This window comes from Streptomyces sp. AMJ-169 (assembly GCF_055597585.1).
In genome coordinates this window covers 1-17,168 of record NZ_JBVLTJ010000001.1, presented here as the reverse complement: position 1 = coordinate 17,168, position 17,168 = coordinate 1, and the positions used below count along the sequence as shown (strand labels likewise).

The following is a 17,168-nucleotide window of genomic DNA, read 5'->3' as shown; positions in this document are numbered from 1 at the left end:
AGCGATGTCGTGTTCACTCAGGGCTGCAAACATCAAAACCCCCCGTTCTGTTCCGTATCCTGTGCCCGCTCATTCCCGGTCTGTTCGCCCGCGAGCTCCTTCAGGAGCAGTGCGAGTACGCTCCGTACACTCTCTCTACGAATTTCCTCACGGTCGCCGTTCAACCGCAGGGCCTCCACTTTTCCGCCAGAGGCGGAACCGGAACGGGCTCCCAGGGGGCCGTCGACGGCCACGAAGACGGTCCCGACGGGCTGCCCATCCTGCGGGTCCGGGCCTGCCACACCGGTCGTCGCGACGCCCCAGTCGGCGCCGAGCGCCTTGCGCACACCGGCCGCCATCTGGGCCGCGACCTGCGGATTCACCGCTCCTTCGGCGGCCAGCAGAGCGGCGTCGACCCCGAGCAGACCGGCCTTCAGCTCGGTCGCGTAGGCGGTGACCGACCCCCGGAAGGCCTTGGACGCCCCGGGCACCGATGTGATCTGCGCCGCAACCAGGCCACCGGTCAGCGACTCGGCGACGGCAAGCAGCTCACCCCTCACCGTCAGTAGTCGCACCACGTCAGTGGCCGTGGAATTCACGCTTCCGTCTCCCCCGCCGCCGCCTTCCGCGCGGCGATCCCCTGCCGGCGCAGCACAATGGCCTGTCTTACGTAGTCGAGGCCGGTCACGACGGTCAGGACGACCGCCACAGCCATCACCCAGAACCTCAGGGAAGCCAGCCACCCCGTCAGCGCCAGGACGTACATCCCGACGGCCACCCCCTGGGTGAGGGTCTTCAGCTTGCCCCCCCGGCTCGCGGGGATCACCCCGTACCTGATGACCCAGAAACGCAGCAGCGTCACACCGAGTTCCCGGCCGAGGATCACGCCCGTCACCCACCACGGCAGATCCCCGAGCCCGGACAGACAGATCAGCGCCGCCCCCATGATCGCCTTGTCGGCGATGGGGTCGGCGATCTTCCCGAAGTCGGTGACGAGGTCGTAGGTCCGCGCGATGTGCCCGTCGAACAGGTCGGTGATCATCGCGACGGCGAACGCGGCCCAGGCGAATGCCCGCCACGCCGGGTCGTACCCCCCGTCGGCCAGCATCAGCGCGACGAACCCGGGCACCAGGACGAGCCGCAGCATCGTCAGCAGATTGGCGATGTTCCACACGCTCGCCTGATTGACGGCCGCGGCGGCGATCTTCGCCCCGCGCGCGGGCCGCCCGTCCCGGTCGGACCCCGCACGCCCCTCAGAGGCGTCCGTACGGCGCTCCGCGGCGCCCTCGGTGCCCCGCCCCGCGCCGCCCGCGCCAGGGGCCCGCGAGGAGCCGCCCGCGGCCGACGCCGGAACACCCGTCATCTGCCCGTCTCCTCACTCCACCCGTCCGAGCGCCCCAGCGGCTCGGCCACGAGGTCGACACCCTCGGTGCCGACCACCTTCGCCTCGACGATACGGCCGACCTGCAATCCCTCGCCGCTCGTGAGGAGCACCTGGCCGTCGGTCTCGGGCGCCTGGTGGGCCGCGCGGCCGTACACGCCCTCGATGTCGTCGACCGACTCCACGAGGACCTGGACGCTCTCCCCGACCCGCTCCTCGGCGCGCTGCGAGACGAGTTCCTCGGCGAGCCGGGACACGCGCGCGAGGCGCTCGGCGACGACCTCCTCGGGCAGCTTGTCCGCGTACGTGGCGGCCTCGGTGCCCTCCTCGTCGGAGTAGCCGAAGACCCCGATGGCGTCCAGCCGGGCCCCGTTCAGGAAGCGCTCCAGCTCGGCCAGGTCGGCCGCGGACTCGCCGGGGAAGCCGACGATGAAGTTGGAGCGCACGCCCGCCTGGGGGGCCTTGCTCCGGATGGTGTCGAGCAGCTCCAGGAAGCGGTCGGTGTCGCCGAAGCGGCGCATCGCGCGCAGCACGCCGGGCGCGGAGTGCTGGAAGGAGAGGTCGAAGTAGGGCACGACCTTCGGCGTCGACGTCAGGACGTCGATCAGGCCCGGGCGCATCTCGGCGGGCTGGAGGTAGCTGACCCGCACCCGCTCGACCCCGTCGACCTCGGCCAGCTCCGGCAGCAGCGACTCGAGGAGGCGGATGTCGCCCAGGTCCTTGCCGTAGGAGGTGTTGTTCTCGGAGACCAGCATGATCTCCTTGACGCCCTGCTCGGCCAGCCAGCGCGTCTCGTTGAGGACGTCGCTGGGGCGGCGGGAGATGAAGGAGCCGCGGAAGGACGGGATGGCGCAGAAGGAGCAGCGCCGGTCGCAGCCGGAGGCGAGCTTGACGGAGGCCACCGGGGAGCCGTCGAGCCGCCGCCGCAGGGGCGCGCGGGGTCCGGAGACCGGGGCGACGCCCTCGGGGAGGTCGGACGGGGCGCCGTGGCCCGGGAGCGCGACGTCGGCCGACTGCCGCTCGGCGGGGCTGATCGGCAGCAGCTTGCGGCGGTCGCGCGGGGTGTGCGAGGCGTGGATGCCGCCGTTGAGGATGGTCTGGAGGCGGTCGGAGATGTCCGCGTAGTCGTCGAACCCGAGCACGCCGTCGGCCTCGGGCAGCGCCTCGGCCAGCTCCTTGCCGTACCGCTCGGCCATGCAGCCCACCGCCACGACGGCCTGCGTTCTCCCCTGGCCCTTGAGGTCGTTGGCCTCCAGGAGGGCGTCCACGGAGTCCTTCTTGGCGGCCTCGACGAAACCACAGGTGTTGACGACGGCGACGTCCGCTTCGTCGGCGGACTCCACGAGCTGCCAGCCGTCCGCCTCCAAACGGCCTGCGAGCTCCTCCGAGTCCACCTCGTTACGGGCGCAGCCAAGGGTGACGAGTGCGACGGTACGGCGTTCAGGCATGGGCTCAAGACTACGTGGTCCCACTGACATCGGACGTCGACGGGGTTGGCGCCCACCGCCACCCCCGCGCCGCCCCGACCGCTCGCCCCCGCGACCGCACCCCCTCAGCCGACCTGCGGATCGCCCTTGGTGTACGTCAGCCGCTCGACCGCCCCCGGCTGGAAGTCGTTCGCGAGCTTCTTGCCGTTGACCCACAGGTCGATCGCCCCGGCGTCGCCGAGGACGAGGTTGATCTTCGTGCTGTCCTGGAAGGTCTTGGACTCGCCCTGCTTGAGCAGCCCGTCGAACAGCAGCCGCCCGTTGTGGTCCTTGGCGGAGATCCAGCTGCGCCCGTCGGTGGCGCTGACCTGCACGGTCACCTTGTCCTGCGGGGCCGCGGCGATCGCGCTGTCGGAGGGCACGGGCCGGGGTTCGGCCGGCTTCTCCTGCTTCGGGGCCGGCGCCGGCGACGCGTCGACGGCCGTGTTGGTGCCGTCGGCGACCTGGTCCTTGGCGCCGCCCTCGCCGTCGCCCTTGAAGGCGGTGAACGCGACGAACCCGATCACGGCGACGATCGCGGCGACCATCGCGGCGGTCCAGTTCGGCCCGCGCCGCTCGGGACGGATACGTTCCGCCTCGAAGAGCGGGGCCGCCGGGGTGGGCGCGGGCCGGCCGCCGTGTCCGGCGTCGAAGCGGGCGATCAGCGGGGCGGGGTCGAGACGGACGGCCCGCGCGATGGTCCGGATGTGCCCGCGCGCGTAGACGTCGCCCCCGCAGGGCGCGAAGTCGTCCGCCTCGATGGCGTGGACGATGGCGATCCTGACCCTGGTGGCGCTGCTCACGTCGTCGACGGTCAGCCCGGCGGCGATCCGGGCCTGCCGCAGTTCACGGCCGATGGAGTGGGCTTCCTCGGATACGTCTTCGAACGGACGCTCGTCTTCAGGGGAGTTGCCGATGGACACGGGGGCGCCTTTCGAGCGTGTAGCCACCTGTGCTGGAGATTCAGTCTAGGGGGGGTGCGGAAGGGTCGGGCAACCGGACGGTGGGACTTTGTACGCCATCGGTATGGCCGGACACGCCGACGGCGCGACAGACCGGGCACGACGGCGCCCTTACCTGTCTCTCGCTCAACTGGACGTACGGCAAAGGGAAACGGTTGCCCTGCGTTCTCTAACGGGTGAGTCACGGAAACCGGCAACCCTATAGAGCACGCCTGCGCGGAACGCGCGCCCTGGAGGACCCGCCCAGGGCCCCTATCCCCCACCCCTGATGACGTCCAGCACCCCGTCCAGATCGTCCGGCTTCACCAGCACATCGCGCGCCTTGGACCCCTCGCTCGGCCCGACGATGCTCCGGGACTCCATGAGGTCCATGAGCCGCCCCGCCTTGGCGAAGCCCACCCGCAGCTTGCGCTGGAGCATGGAGGTCGAGCCGAACTGGGTGGAGACGACCAGCTCGGTGGCCTGGCAGAGCAGGTCGAGGTCGTCGCCGATGTCCTCGTCGATCTCCTTCTTCTGCTTCGAGCCCACGGTGACGTCGTCCCGGAAGACGGGCGCCATCTGGTCCTTGCAGTGCTGGACGACGGCCGCGACCTCGGCCTCGGTGACGAAGGCGCCCTGCATACGGGTCGGCTTGTTGGCCCCCATCGGCAGGAACAGGCCGTCGCCCTTGCCGATGAGCTTCTCCGCGCCGGGCTGGTCGAGGATGACCCGGGAGTCGGCCAGGGAGGACGTCGCGAACGCGAGCCTGGAGGGCACATTGGCTTTGATCAGACCGGTGACGACGTCCACGGAGGGCCGCTGCGTGGCGAGCACCAGGTGGATCCCGGCCGCGCGCGCGAGCTGCGTGATGCGGACGATGGAGTCCTCGACGTCCCGGGGGGCGACCATCATCAGGTCGGCCAGCTCGTCGACGATCACCAGGAGGTACGGGTAGGTCTTCAGCTCCCGCTCGCTGCCCTCCGGCGTCTTCAGCTTGCCGTCGCGGATGGCCTGGTTGAAGTCGTCGATGTGCCGGTACCCGAAGGCCGCGAGGTCGTCATACCTGAGGTCCATCTCGCGCACGACCCATTGGAGCGCCTCGGCGGCCCGCTTCGGGTTGGTGATGATCGGCGTGATCAGGTGCGGGATGCCCTCGTAGGCGGTCAGCTCGACGCGCTTGGGGTCGACGAGGACCATCCGGACGTCCTCGGGGGTCGCGCGGCACATGATCGACGTGATGAGGCAGTTGATGCAGGACGACTTGCCCGAGCCGGTGGCGCCGGCCACCAGGATGTGCGGCATCTTCGCCATGTTGGCCATGACGTAGCCGCCCTCGACGTCCTTGCCGAGCGCGACGAGCATCGGGTGGTCGTCCTCGGCCGCGTCGGCGAGCCGCAGCACGTCCCCGACGTTGACCATCTCCCGGTCGGTGTTGGGGATCTCGATGCCGACGGCCGACTTGCCGGGGATCGGGCTGATGATGCGCACGTCCGGGCTGGCGACGGCGTAGGCGATGTTCTTGGTGAGCGCGGTGATCCGCTCGACCTTGACGGCCGGGCCCAGCTCGACCTCGTAGCGCGTGACCGTCGGCCCGCGCGTGAAGCCGGTGACGGCCGCGTCGACCTTGAACTCGGTGAACACGTTCGTCAGGGAGGCGACGACCAGGTCGTTGGCCGCGCTGCGCGCCTTGCCGGGGCCGCCGCGCTCCAGGAGGTCCAGGGAGGGCAGCGAGTAGGTGATGTCCCCGGAGAGCTGGAGCTGTTCCGCGCGCGGGGGCAGGTCCCGGGTCTCCTCCGGCGGCGCCTTGGTCAGATCGGGGACGACACCGGGCCTGGCCTTCCCCTTGGCCGCAGCAGCAGCCGTCCCAGCCGCAGCCGCCCCGGCCGCCGGCACCGGCTTGATCCGCGCCCCCGGGACGGGCGTCGGCATGGTCGGCTCGCGGTCGCCGACACTGACGCCCTGCGTGAGGTCGGCGACGATCGGCGAGGGCGGCATGCCGTGCAGGACGGCCCCGTCAAGGTCGGCCGCGGCGGCCGCCGCGATGTCCACGGCGTCCATCTGGCGGTCCATCGCGGGCTGCGGCACCCCGGAGCGCCTCGGCCGGCTGCGCCGCCGCGAGAGGGCCGCTTCCTCGGCGTCCTCGGCGTCGTACGCGCCGCCCTGGGCCGTCCGTCCGCGCGGGCGGCCCGGCAGCGCCTCGCGCCACTGCTCGTCGTAGCGCTCGTCGTCGGGGCCGTACTCGTCGTAGTCCTCCTCCGGGTCGTGCAGCACCCCGAGCCTGACGCCGAGGCGGCGCAGGCGCTGGGGGATGGCGTTGACCGGGGTGGCGGTGACGACGAGGAGGCCGAAGACGGTCAGGAGGACCAGCAGGGGGACGGCGAGGACGTCGGTCATGGTGAACGTCAGCGGGGTCGCGGCGGCCCAGCCGATGAGGCCGCCGGCGTCCCTTATGGCCTGCATGCCGTCGCTGCGCGCGGGCGAGCCGCAGGCGATGTGGACCTGCCCGAGGACGCCGATGACGAGCGCGGAGAGCCCGATCACGATCCGGCCGTTGGCCTCGGGCTTCTCCGGGTGGCGGACGAACCGCACGGCGATCGCCCCGAGCAGGACCGGCACCAGCAGGTCGAGCCGCCCGAAGGCACCGGTCACCAGGATCTCGACGAGGTCGCCGACCGGCCCGCGCAGATCGGCCCAGGTCCCGGCGGCGACGATCAGCGCGATCCCGAACAGCAGCAGCGCGACCCCGTCCTTGCGATGGGCGGGGTCCAGGTTCTTGGCCCCGTTCCCTATCCCCCGGAACACCGCCCCCACCCCGTGCGCGAGCCCGAGCCAGAGGGTGCGTACGACCTTGTAGACGCCGCCCGTGGGGTTGGGGGCCGGCTTGGGCGCGGGTCTCCTGGCCGCCGCCTTCTTGGCGGGAGCCTTCTTCGCCGGGGCCCTTTTGGCCACGGCCTTCTTCGCCGGAGCGGCTGCCTTCTTGGCGGGCTGCTTCTTGGCTGCGGAGGGACGTGAGGCCATGGGTGTGAGGTTACCGGGAGACGGCAAGGGACACGTGTGGTTGGAGCTTCACCCGATCGTGTCGCCGGACGCGAGGCGCGGAACTGACGCTTCCGTTAAGCGCCTTGGCGAACCCCACCCCAACAGCGAGTTCCGGACACCCGCTTGACGCCGCCTCATACAGAAAGAGCCGCGCCCGCGTTCTCCGTGGGCGCGACTCCAGTGGATCTCAGCCCTGCGAAGGCACCGTAGGCGCACCATTCCCGCTGGCAGCCCCCGGCGCCCCCGGCTCCAACGCGTCCAGCGCCCGCCTGAGCCCCGTGAGCTTGCGCTCCAGATGGGCCGCCGTGGCGACCGCCGCCGCGTCGGCGGAGTCGTCGTCGAGCTGCTTGGACAGGGCCTCGGCCTGTTCCTCGACCGCCGCGAGCCGGGCCGACAACTCGGCGAGCAGGCCCACGGGTTCCCGCCCCGCGCCGCCGTCGGCGGAGGCCCGGCCGCCGCCCTCCAGCTGGAGCCGCAGCAGCGCCGCCTGCTCGCGCAGCTGGCAGTTCTTCATGTACAGCTCGACGAAGACCGAGACCTTGGCGCGCAGCACCCAGGGGTCGAACGGCTTGGAGATGTAGTCCACCGCGCCCGCCGCGTACCCCCGGAAGGTGTGGTGCGGACCGTGGTTGATCGCGGTGAGGAAGATGATCGGGATGTCCCTGGTCCGCTCCCGACGCTTGATGTGCGCGGCTGTCTCGAATCCATCCATTCCCGGCATCTGGACGTCCAGCAGAATGACCGCGAAGTCGTCCGTCAGCAGTGCTTTGAGCGCCTCTTCCCCGGACGATGCCCGCACCAGCGTCTGATCCAGCGCCGAGAGGATCGCCTCCAGCGCCAGCAGATTCTCCGGCCGGTCATCGACCAGGAGGATCTTGGCCTTCTGCACCATGGCCCGCCCTCCTCGCCCCGGCAGTGCACCGGGCGCCGCCCCTGGGGACGACTCCTTTGCGCCGCCCTTCCCTGTGCCGGTCATGGTAGCCGCACCCCGACCGCCGCCACACCCTGTCACCGCTATGTCACAGCGTATGAAGCAGGAACGCGGTAGCGGACCAGAAGGTTCCCCGAACACCGCTCCGGTACCCGGGCGCGCACACCCTGAGTCAGCGCCTCACCGCACCTTCACAAAGATCGCGATCACCCCTCGCCCATCCACTGCTCCATCACGGACAGCAGGTGGTCGGGATCGACCGGCTTCGTGACATAGTCGGACGCACCGCACTCGATGGCCTTCTCCCGGTCGCCCTTCATCGCCTTGGCGGTGAGCGCGATGATCGGCAGCCCCGAGAACTGCGGCATCCGGCGGATCGCCGTCGTCGTCGCGTACCCGTCCATCTCCGGCATCATGATGTCCATCAGCACGACCGCCACGTCGTCGTGCTGCTCCAGCACCTCGATGCCCTCGCGCCCGTTCTCCGCGTACAGCACCGACAGTCCGTGCTGTTCCAGGACGCTGGTGAGGGCGAAGACGTTGCGGATGTCGTCGTCGACGATGAGGACCTTCGCGCCGCCGAAGAGGATGCCCGAGCGCGCGTAGGACACCGTCTCCTGCTCCTGGTCCCCGCCCCGCCGCCGGCGCCGGAAGAGCGCGGCGGCGCCGTTCTGGGTCTCCCGGTACGACTTCACCTCGGCCGGCGTCTCGATCTCGGTCTCCACGAGCCCCGGCAGCGCGCCGAGCGCGCCCTCGGCGGCGGCGAGTTCACCGGCCGGCGGCGCGGGCGGCGTCTGCTGGTAGCCCTGCGGGGGCAGTTCGCTCGGGTGCAGCGGCAGGTACAGCGTGAAGGTGGAGCCGCGCCCCGGTTCGCTCTGCGCGTGGATCTCGCCGCCGAGCAGCTGCGCGATCTCCCGCGAGATGGACAGACCCAGGCCGGTGCCGCCGTACTTGCGGCTGGTGGTGCCGTCGGCCTGCTTGAACGCCTCGAAGATCACCCGCATCTTGCCGGCCGCGATCCCGATGCCGGTGTCGGTGACGGAGAACGCGATCAGCGGGGCGTCGGCCACGGTGAGCGAGCCCGCCTCCAGCAGCTGCTCGCGGATCGCGACGGGCACGTCCGCCCCGGCCGGCCTGATGACCAGCTCGACCGACCCGGAGTCGGTGAACTTCACCGCGTTGGACAGCAGGTTGCGCAGCACCTGCAACAGCCGCTGCTCGTCGGTGTGCAGGGTGGCCGGCAGCTCCGGGGAGACCCGTACCGACAGGTCCAGGCCCTTCTCGGCGGTCAGCGGCCGGAAGGTGGCCTCGACGTAGTCGACGAGCTGGACGAGGGCGATACGGGTCGGGGAGACCTCCATCTTGCCCGCCTCGACCTTCGACAGGTCGAGGATGTCGTTGATCAGCTGGAGCAGGTCGGAGCCCGCCCCGTGGATCGTCTCGGAGAACTCGACCTGCTTGGGCGAGAGATTGCCCTCGGCGTTGTCGGCGAGCAGCTTGGCCAGGATGAGCAGCGAGTTGAGCGGGGTGCGCAGCTCGTGCGACATGTTCGCGAGGAACTCGCTCTTGTAGCGCATGGAGACGGCGAGCTGCTCGGCGCGCTCCTCCAGGACCTGGCGGGCCTCCTCGATCTCGGTGTTCTTCACCTCGATGTCCCGGTTCTGCCGGGCCAGCAGCGCGGCCTTCTCCTCCAGCTCGGCGTTGGACGCCTGGAGCGCCTTCTGCCGGTTCTCCAGCTCGGCGGAACGTTCCTTGAGCTGCTCGGTCAGCTCCTGCGACTGCTTCAGCAGCTGCTCCGTCTTGGTGTTGACGGAGATCGTGTTGACGCTCGTCGCGATCATCTCGGCGATCTGGCTGAGGAAGTCCTTCTGCACGGGCGTGAAGTTGGTGAACGACGCCAGCTCGATGACCCCGAGCACCTGCCCCTCGAACAGCACCGGCAACACCACGACCTGCGCGGGCGGCGCCTCCCCGAGCCCGGAGGAGATCTTCAGATAACCGCTGGGCGCGTTCTCCACGATGATCGTCCGCTTCTCCTGGGCGGCCGTCCCCACCAGCGCCTCACCGGGCTTGAACGACGTCGGCATCGACCCCGAGGAGTACCCGTACGACCCCAGCATGCGCAGTTCGTAGCTCTCGGGCCCGCTCTGGTCCATGGCGAGGAAGAACGCGCCGTGCTGGGCGGCGACCAGCGGCGGCAGCTCGCTCATGATGAGGGAGGCGACGTCGGCGAGGTCCCGGCGGCCCTGCATGAGCGCGGACACGCGCGCGAGGTTGCCCTTCAGCCAGTCCTGCTCCTTGTTGGCGATCGTGGTGTCCCTCAGGTTGGTGATCATCTTGTTGATGTAGCCCTGGAGTTCCAGGATCTCCCCGGAGGCGTCCACGTCGATCTTCAGGTTGAGGTCGCCCCGGGTCACCGCGGTCGCCACCCGCGCGATGGCCCGCACCTGCCGGGTGAGGTTGCCGGCCATCTCGTTGACGGACTCCGTCAGGTCCCGCCAGGTCCCGTCGACGTCCCGCACGCGCGCCTGCCCGCCCAGCTCGCCCTCGGTGCCCACCTCGCGCGCGACCCGGGTGACCTCCTCGGCGAACGACGACAGCTGGTCGACCATGGTGTTGATGGTCGTCTTGAGTTCGAGGATCTCCCCGCGCGCGTCGATGTCGATCTTCTTGGTGAGATCGCCCTTCGCGATGGCCGTCGTCACCATGGCGATGTTGCGGACCTGACCGGTCAGGTTGGACGCCATCTGGTTCACCGACTCGGTGAGGTCCTTCCAGGTGCCCGACACCCCGGGTACGTGCGCCTGCCCGCCCAGGATGCCGTCCGTGCCCACCTCACGGGCGACCTTGGTGACCTGCTCGGCGAACGAACTGAGCGTGCGCACCATGGTGTTGAAGGTGTCGGCGAGCTGCTGCACCTCACCGCGCGCCTCGATGGTGACCTGCCGCGTCAGATCCCCGTTGGCGACGGCCGCGGCGACCTGGGAGATGTTGCGCACCTGCATGGTCAGGTTCTTGGCCATCAGGTTGACGTTGCCGCTGAGGTCCTTCCAGATACCGGTGACCCCGGGTACGTGCGCCTGCCCGCCCAGGATGCCCTCGGTACCCACCTCCCGGGCGACCCGGGTGACCTGCTCCGCGAAGCTTGACAGCTGATCAACCATCGTGTTGACCGTCGTGACGAGCTCAAGGATCTCGCCCTTGGCGTCAACAGTGATCTTCTTCGACAGGTCGCCCTTGGCGACGGCGGTGGTGACCTCGGCGATGTTGCGGACCTGGATGGTCAGGTTGTTCGCCATGAAGTTCACGGACTGCGTGAGGTCCTTCCAGGTCCCGGAGACCCCCTGGACCTCGGCCTGGCCGCCCAGAATGCCCTCGGTGCCCACCTCACGGGCCACCCGGGTCACCTGCTCCGCGAACGACGACAGCTGGTCGACCATCGTGTTGATGGTGTTCTTCAGCTCCAGGATCTCGCCGCGCGCGTCGACGTCGATCTTCTGCGACAGGTCACCGCGCGCCACGGCCGTCGTGACCTGCGCGATCTGCCGCACCTGGGACGTCAGGTTGCCCGCCATGAAGTTGACGGAGTCGGTCAGTTCCTTCCACGTCCCCGACACCCCGTCCACCCGCGCCTGCCCGCCCAGCCGCCCCTCCGTACCCACGTCCCGGGCCACCTTGGTGACCTGGTCCGCGAACAGCAGCAGCTGGTCGACCATCCGGTTGACGGTGTTCTTCAGCTGGAGCATCTCGCCGGAGACGTCGACGGTCACCTTCTGCGAGAGGTCACCGTTGGCCACAGCTGTCGTGACCTGCGCGATGTTCCTCACCTGTCCGGTGAGATTCCTGAACGCCGTGTTGACGGAGTCCGTCAGGTCCTTCCACGTCCCGGCCACGCCCAGCACCTGCGCCTGGCCGCCCAGTTCACCCTCGACACCGATCTCCCGCGCGACCCGCGTGACCTCGACACCGAACGCCGACAGCTGGTCCACCATCCCGTTGACGGTGTTCTTCAGCTCCAGCATCTCGCCCGCGACATCGACCGTGACCTTCTGCGTCAGATCGCCGTTGGCCACCGCCGTCGTCACCGCCGCGATGTCCCGCACCTGCGTGGTCAGATTGCGGAAGACGGTGTTGACGGAGTCCGTCAGGTCCTTCCAGATACCCGACACCCCGGGTACGTTCGCCTGCCCGCCCAGCCGCCCCTCGGAGCCGGTCTCGTTGGCGACGCGCGTCACCTCGTCCGCGAAGATCCGCAGCGTCTCCGTCATCTGGTTGATCGTGTCCGCGAGCTGCGCGACCTCCCCGCGCGCGGGGACGGTCACCTTGCGCGAGAGGTCACCGTTGGCGACCGCCGTCGTCACCTCGGAGATCCCGCGCACCTGGGCCGTCAGATTGCCGGCCATGGTGTTCACGGAGTCGGTGAGCTCCTTCCACACCCCGTCCACCCCGCCGACCTGCGCCTGACCGCCCAGGATGCCCTCGGTGCCCACCTCACGGGCGACCCGGGTCACCTCCGAGGAGAACGCCGACAGCCGGTCGACCATCGCGTTGACGGTCTCCTTCAGCGCCAGCATCTCGCCGGCCACGTGCACGGTGACCTTCCGCGACAGATCGCCGTTGGCCACGGCCGTCGTCACCAGCGCGATGTCCCGCACCTGCGCCGTCAGCCGGTCCGCCATCGTGTTGACCGACTCGGTCAGGTCCTTCCACGAACCGGACATCCCGCGCACCTGCGCCTGGCCGCCCAGCTTGCCCTCGGTGCCGACCTCGCTGGCCACCCGCGTGACCTCGTCCGTGAACGTCGACAGCTGGTCCACCAGGTTGTTGACCGTCCGCCCGACCTTCAAAAACTCCCCGCGCAGCGGATGCGCCGCCCCCTCCGGCGTGTGCGCCCGCAGCTCCATCCGCGGCGACAGATCGCCCTCGGCCACCGCCGACAGCACCCGGCTCACCTCGGACACCGGCCGCGCCAGATCGTCCACCAGCGCGTTCGAGTGCTCGATGGCGCTCGCCCACGAGCCCTCGCAGGCCCCGGTCTCCAGCCGCTCTGTCAGCTTCCCCTCGCGCCCCACCATCCGCCGTACGCGCGCCAGTTCGCCCGTCAGATGCAGATTGCGGTCCGCGACCTCGTTGTAGACGGCCGCGATCTCCGACATCACCCCGTCCCCGGACACCGTCAGCCGCTTGCGGAAATTGCCGTCCCGCATCGACAGCAGAGCGGCCAGCAGCCGGTTGAGGGCCGCCGTGTCCACCACGGTCGTCCCCCCCTTGCCCAGGGACGGTCCGCTCTTCGCGCGCGCCTTGCCGCGCGTCGCCGTGCCAGACTCCACTTGTCCCTCCCGCAGGGGTCGACCGTCACCTGTTGCCACCGCTCGCGCCAGAAGCCTGCCCAGTGTTTCACCCTCACCGAACCAGGCCATAACAGTTCGGCAGCTTCGCACATCGTCCGCACACCTCCGAGGCAGGAACACCTCGCGGGGGAACGGGGCACCGGAAACGGGGCCAACACAGCCGACCGGCATCCGCGGGGGCGGGGAGGGTCAGTAACCTTGCACACGGCTGCCGTGCCGCCGCCGGCCCGACCGGTCCGGGCGGTGGCACCACGCATGAACGGGCATCGGAGGGGCAGGCCGCACATGACCACCGGACTGATCCCCGGGGAACAGCCCCCGGACCCTCGTCCGACCGGCCTGCGCCCACCACCACCGCGGCGCGGCCCGGACGAGCAGCAAGACCCGCACGTCGACGACCGGCCGAGGAGTTCTGTGATCACCGCGCGCGCGGCTGCCAGTTTCGAGCCCGCCGGACGGTCGGTCGCGACCGCCCGCTCCTTCGTCCGTGACACCCTGCAAGGCTGGGGATTCGCCGACATCGTGGACGACGCCGTCGTCCTCACGAGCGAACTCGTCACCAACGCGGTCGTCCACGCGGGCACCCACGCCGACGTCCTGTGCCTGCGCAGCGAGGGCGGCGTACGCATCGAGGTCGCCGACCGCTACCCCGAGCGCGAGATCCCCCTCCAGGGCGCCCTCTCCGGGCTCGCCGGGCCCGACCGCGAAGGCGGGCGCGGACTCCAGCTGTGCGCGGCCATCGCCGCCCGCTGGGGCGTGGAGTACACCTCCACCCACAAGAACGTGTGGTTCCAGCTCGCCCTGCCCGAACGCCAGGTCGGCACCCGCTCGGCAGGCCCCGCGCTCCCCGTCGGACTGCTCCCCCTCACCGACGGCCGCGTCCGCGTCGCCGTCGTCCAGATCGACCGCGCGGGCTGCATCTCCGCCTGGAACGAGGACGCCGAGGAGATCTTCGGCTACCCCGCCGACCAGGTCACCGGCAAACCCCTCACCGACCTCGCCGCCTGGCCGCACACCCCCGGCACCGCCACCGGCATCGCCGAGGCCCTCCAGCTCTCCCGCTGGGAAGGCAGCTACGGCATCCGCGGCGCCGATGGCCGCGTCACCCCGGTCTACGCCTCCCACCTGCGCGTACGCGACACCGGCGGCGAACCCTCCACCGTCTGCCTCCTGGTGCGCGACCACGAACGCGCCGTCCTCCAGACCCCGGCGCGCGTCCCCGCCTCCGACTCCACGGCCGAGGGCGGCCAGGGCGCCGACCCCTTCGAGGTCTTCATCGGCTCGCCCGCCCCCGACGACCTCGACGGACTCCTCCAGCGCACCGTCGAACGCGCCCGCGACATGCTCGACGCCGACGCCGCCTTCCTGCTGCTGGCCACCGACGACGAGACCGAACTGGAGGTCCGCGCCTCCACCGGCCTGCCCTCCACCCGCCAGCGCTTCGCCCGCGTCCCCGTCGAGGCCGGCCCCGGCCGCTACGGCTCCGCCCGCATGCCCGCCGTCCACGAGGACCTCGCCGCCGTCCCCGGCGCCGTCCCCCTCCTCAACGGCACCGGCATGCGCGCGGTCGTCACCGTCCCGCTCAAGGTCGAGGGCCGCCTCACCGGCTCCCTCGGCGTCGCCTCCGAGTCCCCGGCCCGCTACTCCAACGAGGAAGCGCTCAGGCTCCAGTTCGCCGCCGACCGCATCGCCCTCGCCGTCGAGTCCGCCCGCCTCGGCGAGCTGGAACGGCTGCGCAGAGGCTCCCTGAGCTTCCTCGTCGAGGCCTCCGACCTGCTCGCCGGCACCCTGGACCGCGACCAGACGCTCGCCCTCATGGCCCAGATGACGGTCCCGACCCTGGCCACCTGGTGCGCCGTCTACACCATCGCCGACCAGGCCTCCGACCCCTACCTCTCCTACGTCCTGCACGAGGACGAGGAGCTCATCGACGGCATCAAGTCGCTGCTCTCCAAGATCGCCCCGCCCGACCCGGTCCCCACCCCCGGCGCCCGCGTCTGGACCGCCCCCGGCAAGGCCGCCCACGAAGCGGCGCTGCGCAGCTCCATGCGCAGCCTCGGCCTCACCGGCGGCCCCATCCAGCAGCTGGGCACCAGCCTCGGCCCGACCCTCGCGACCGCGTCGGCCGTCGGAGGCGAAACGGTCGTTCTCCCGCTGGTCGCCCGCAACCGCGTCATCGGCATGCTGACCCTCGGCAAGCCCACCGACGAACACTTCCGCCAGGAGATCCTCGAACTCGCCGAGGACCTCAGCCGCCGCGCCGCCCTCGCCCTGGACAACGCCCGCCTCTACTCCGAGCGCACCGCCATCAGCCAGTCCCTCCAGCGCAGCCTCCTGCCCCCGGGCCTGCCCGAGATCGACGGCGTCGAGGTCGACGTCATCTACCGCGCGGCCGGCGAGGGCAACGAGGTCGGCGGCGACTTCTACGACGTCTTCCCCATCCGCGACGGCGCGTACGGCTTCGCCATCGGCGACGTCTGCGGCACCGGCCCCAACGCGGCGGCGGTCACCGGCCTCGCCCGGCACGCCCTGCGCCTGCTGGCCAGGGAGGGCCTGAGCGGCCCGGCGGTCCTGGAACGCCTCAACTCCGCGATCCTCGACGAGGGCGCCCGCAGCCGCTTCCTGACCCTCCTCTACGGCGAGATGCGCCCCCAGGACGACGGCAGCGCCGAACTGAAGGTCGTCTGCGCCGGCCACCCCCTCCCCTTGCGCCTGCGCCAGAACGGCACGGTCGAACCGGCCGCCGAACCCCAGCCCCTGCTGGGCGTCATCGAGGACCTGGAGCTGTACGAGCAGACGGTCACCCTCGACCCCGGCGACGTCCTCCTGTGCGTCACGGACGGCGTGACGGAACGCCGCGAGGGCACCCGCATGCTCGGCGACGACGGTCTGGCCGACGTCCTCACCACCTGCACCGGTCTCACGGCGGGCGCGGTGGCCGCCCGCATCATGCGCGCCGTGGAACGCTTCGCCTCGGACGCGCCCTCGGACGACATGGCGATCCTCGCCATGCGGGTGGCGTGAGAAACCGGAAACGGACATGAGAAAACCCCCGCCCTTGATCAGGGCGGGGGTTTTATGGCTGAGCCCCCAAACGGAATCGAACCGTTGACCTTCTCCTTACCATGGAGACGCTCTACCGACTGAGCTATAGGGGCCTGTTGCTTTTCTTCGGGGTTTCCCCCGCTGGCAACAGGAAGACCTTACCCCGGTCGCGCCGGAATTCCCAAACCCGTTCAGTACGCCGGCTGCAAGAGCCCGCCGAGCGCATTACAGGCGGCCACTATGCGCTGCATGTCCCTTTTCGTGAGCGCGGCGTCGACGGGCAGCGCGAGCGTCTCGTCGGCGGCCAGCTCGGTCTCGGGCAGCGACACACAGCGCCGGAACTCCGGCAGCCGGTGCACGGGCGTCTTCACCGGCACCCGGCAGGCAACTCCCTTGCCGCGCAGGGCCCGTGCGAAAGCATCCCGGTCGGGCCGCCCGTTGCCGGGCACCCGCACCACGTACTGCTGGTAGGTGTGCCCGTCGCCACCGTCCGGCGTCCGCACTCCCGTGAGCCGCGCGTCCAAGTAAGCGGCCCGCTCCCGCCGTTGAGCGATCTCGTCGACGGCGGCCATCCCGTCCCGCTCCTCCAGCACCAGCAGCCCCCGCCGCTCCCCGACCTCCCGCAACCGCCCCAGGTCCGCGAACCGCCCGAACCGGTGCACGACGACAACGGCCGCCGTCCGAGGAGTCACGACCGCTTCGACGGCCGACGCGTCAAGGCAGTAGCTCACCGGATCGACATCGGAGAACACCGGCATCGCACCCACCCGGGCCACCTCTTCGGCGAGCCCGGCATCCCCGAAGGCCGGCACGACGACCTCGTCACCGAGTCCGACACCGGCCGCCTTGAGCATTGCTCCAGTACCCATGGGCGGAATGTTCGAGGCGGAACGTGAACTGCAAGTGACGGACAACAAAAAAGAGGCGGGCTCTGAACCGAAGTTCAGAGCCCGCCTCTCTAAAAGGAGTTCGGCGGCGTCCTACTCTCCCACAGGGTCCCCCCTGCAGTACCATCGGCGCTGTGAGGCTTAGCTT

At 70.5% G+C, this 17,168-nt stretch carries 9 protein-coding genes, 1 tRNA gene and 1 rRNA gene; 1 reads left to right on the top strand and 10 read right to left on the bottom strand.

From position 1 onward, the window contains the following. Positions 1 to 32 precede the first annotated feature (32 nt). From ACYUD3_RS00055 to ACYUD3_RS00025, 7 genes are all read right to left on the bottom strand, one after another. Positions 33 to 578 carry a CinA family protein gene (locus ACYUD3_RS00055; RefSeq protein WP_470961362.1) on the bottom strand — a complete coding sequence of 182 codons (546 nt, stop codon included), beginning with the start codon at positions 576 to 578 and terminating at the stop codon, positions 33 to 35. After that, positions 575 to 1,342, bottom strand: coding sequence for a CDP-diacylglycerol--glycerol-3-phosphate 3-phosphatidyltransferase (pgsA, locus tag ACYUD3_RS00050; protein ID WP_470961359.1), 768 nt, complete (start codon positions 1,340 to 1,342; stop codon positions 575 to 577). Before pgsA ends, ACYUD3_RS00055 begins: the two co-directional genes overlap by 4 nt. Beyond that, positions 1,339 to 2,808, bottom strand: a complete 1,470-nt coding sequence (rimO, locus tag ACYUD3_RS00045; protein WP_470961356.1) for a 30S ribosomal protein S12 methylthiotransferase RimO — start codon at positions 2,806 to 2,808, stop codon at positions 1,339 to 1,341. Before rimO ends, pgsA begins: the two co-directional genes overlap by 4 nt. 104 nt (positions 2,809 to 2,912) lie before the next feature. Next, positions 2,913 to 3,749, bottom strand: coding sequence for a helix-turn-helix domain-containing protein (locus ACYUD3_RS00040; RefSeq protein WP_470961353.1), 837 nt, complete (start codon positions 3,747 to 3,749; stop codon positions 2,913 to 2,915). A gap of 291 nt (positions 3,750 to 4,040) precedes the next feature. Beyond that, positions 4,041 to 6,785 carry a DNA translocase FtsK gene (locus ACYUD3_RS00035; RefSeq protein WP_470961350.1) on the bottom strand — a complete coding sequence of 915 codons (2,745 nt, stop codon included), beginning with the start codon at positions 6,783 to 6,785 and terminating at the stop codon, positions 4,041 to 4,043. Between the two features lie 208 nt (positions 6,786 to 6,993). Next, a complete protein-coding gene (locus ACYUD3_RS00030) occupies positions 6,994 to 7,698 on the bottom strand; it encodes a response regulator (protein ID WP_470961347.1) in 705 nt (234 codons plus the stop codon). Positions 7,699 to 7,943: 245 nt separating this feature from the next. After that, entirely contained in the window at positions 7,944 to 12,989 is a 5,046-nt protein-coding gene (locus ACYUD3_RS00025) for a HAMP domain-containing protein (RefSeq protein WP_470963852.1), read from the bottom strand. Positions 12,990 to 13,373: 384 nt separating this feature from the next. Here ACYUD3_RS00025 and ACYUD3_RS00020 point away from each other — a divergent pair, with 384 nt between their 5' ends. Next, the gene (locus tag ACYUD3_RS00020) at positions 13,374 to 16,112 is read left to right on the top strand and encodes a SpoIIE family protein phosphatase (protein ID WP_470961344.1); all 2,739 of its coding nucleotides are present in this window, start codon (positions 13,374 to 13,376) and stop codon (positions 16,110 to 16,112) included. Between the two features lie 61 nt (positions 16,113 to 16,173). On the opposite strand, the gene ACYUD3_RS00015 is transcribed toward ACYUD3_RS00020, so the two are convergent. The 3 genes from ACYUD3_RS00015 to rrf form a co-directional block, all read right to left on the bottom strand. Further along, positions 16,174 to 16,246 (bottom strand) — tRNA-Thr (locus ACYUD3_RS00015). A 78-nt stretch (positions 16,247 to 16,324) separates the two neighbouring features. Further along, on the bottom strand, positions 16,325 to 16,987 hold the full coding sequence (locus ACYUD3_RS00010; RefSeq protein ID WP_470963849.1) for a DegT/DnrJ/EryC1/StrS family aminotransferase: 663 nt from the start codon (positions 16,985 to 16,987) through the stop codon (positions 16,325 to 16,327). Positions 16,988 to 17,100: 113 nt separating this feature from the next. Next, a 5S ribosomal RNA gene (rrf, locus tag ACYUD3_RS00005) occupies positions 17,101 to 17,168 on the bottom strand; the annotation flags it as partial.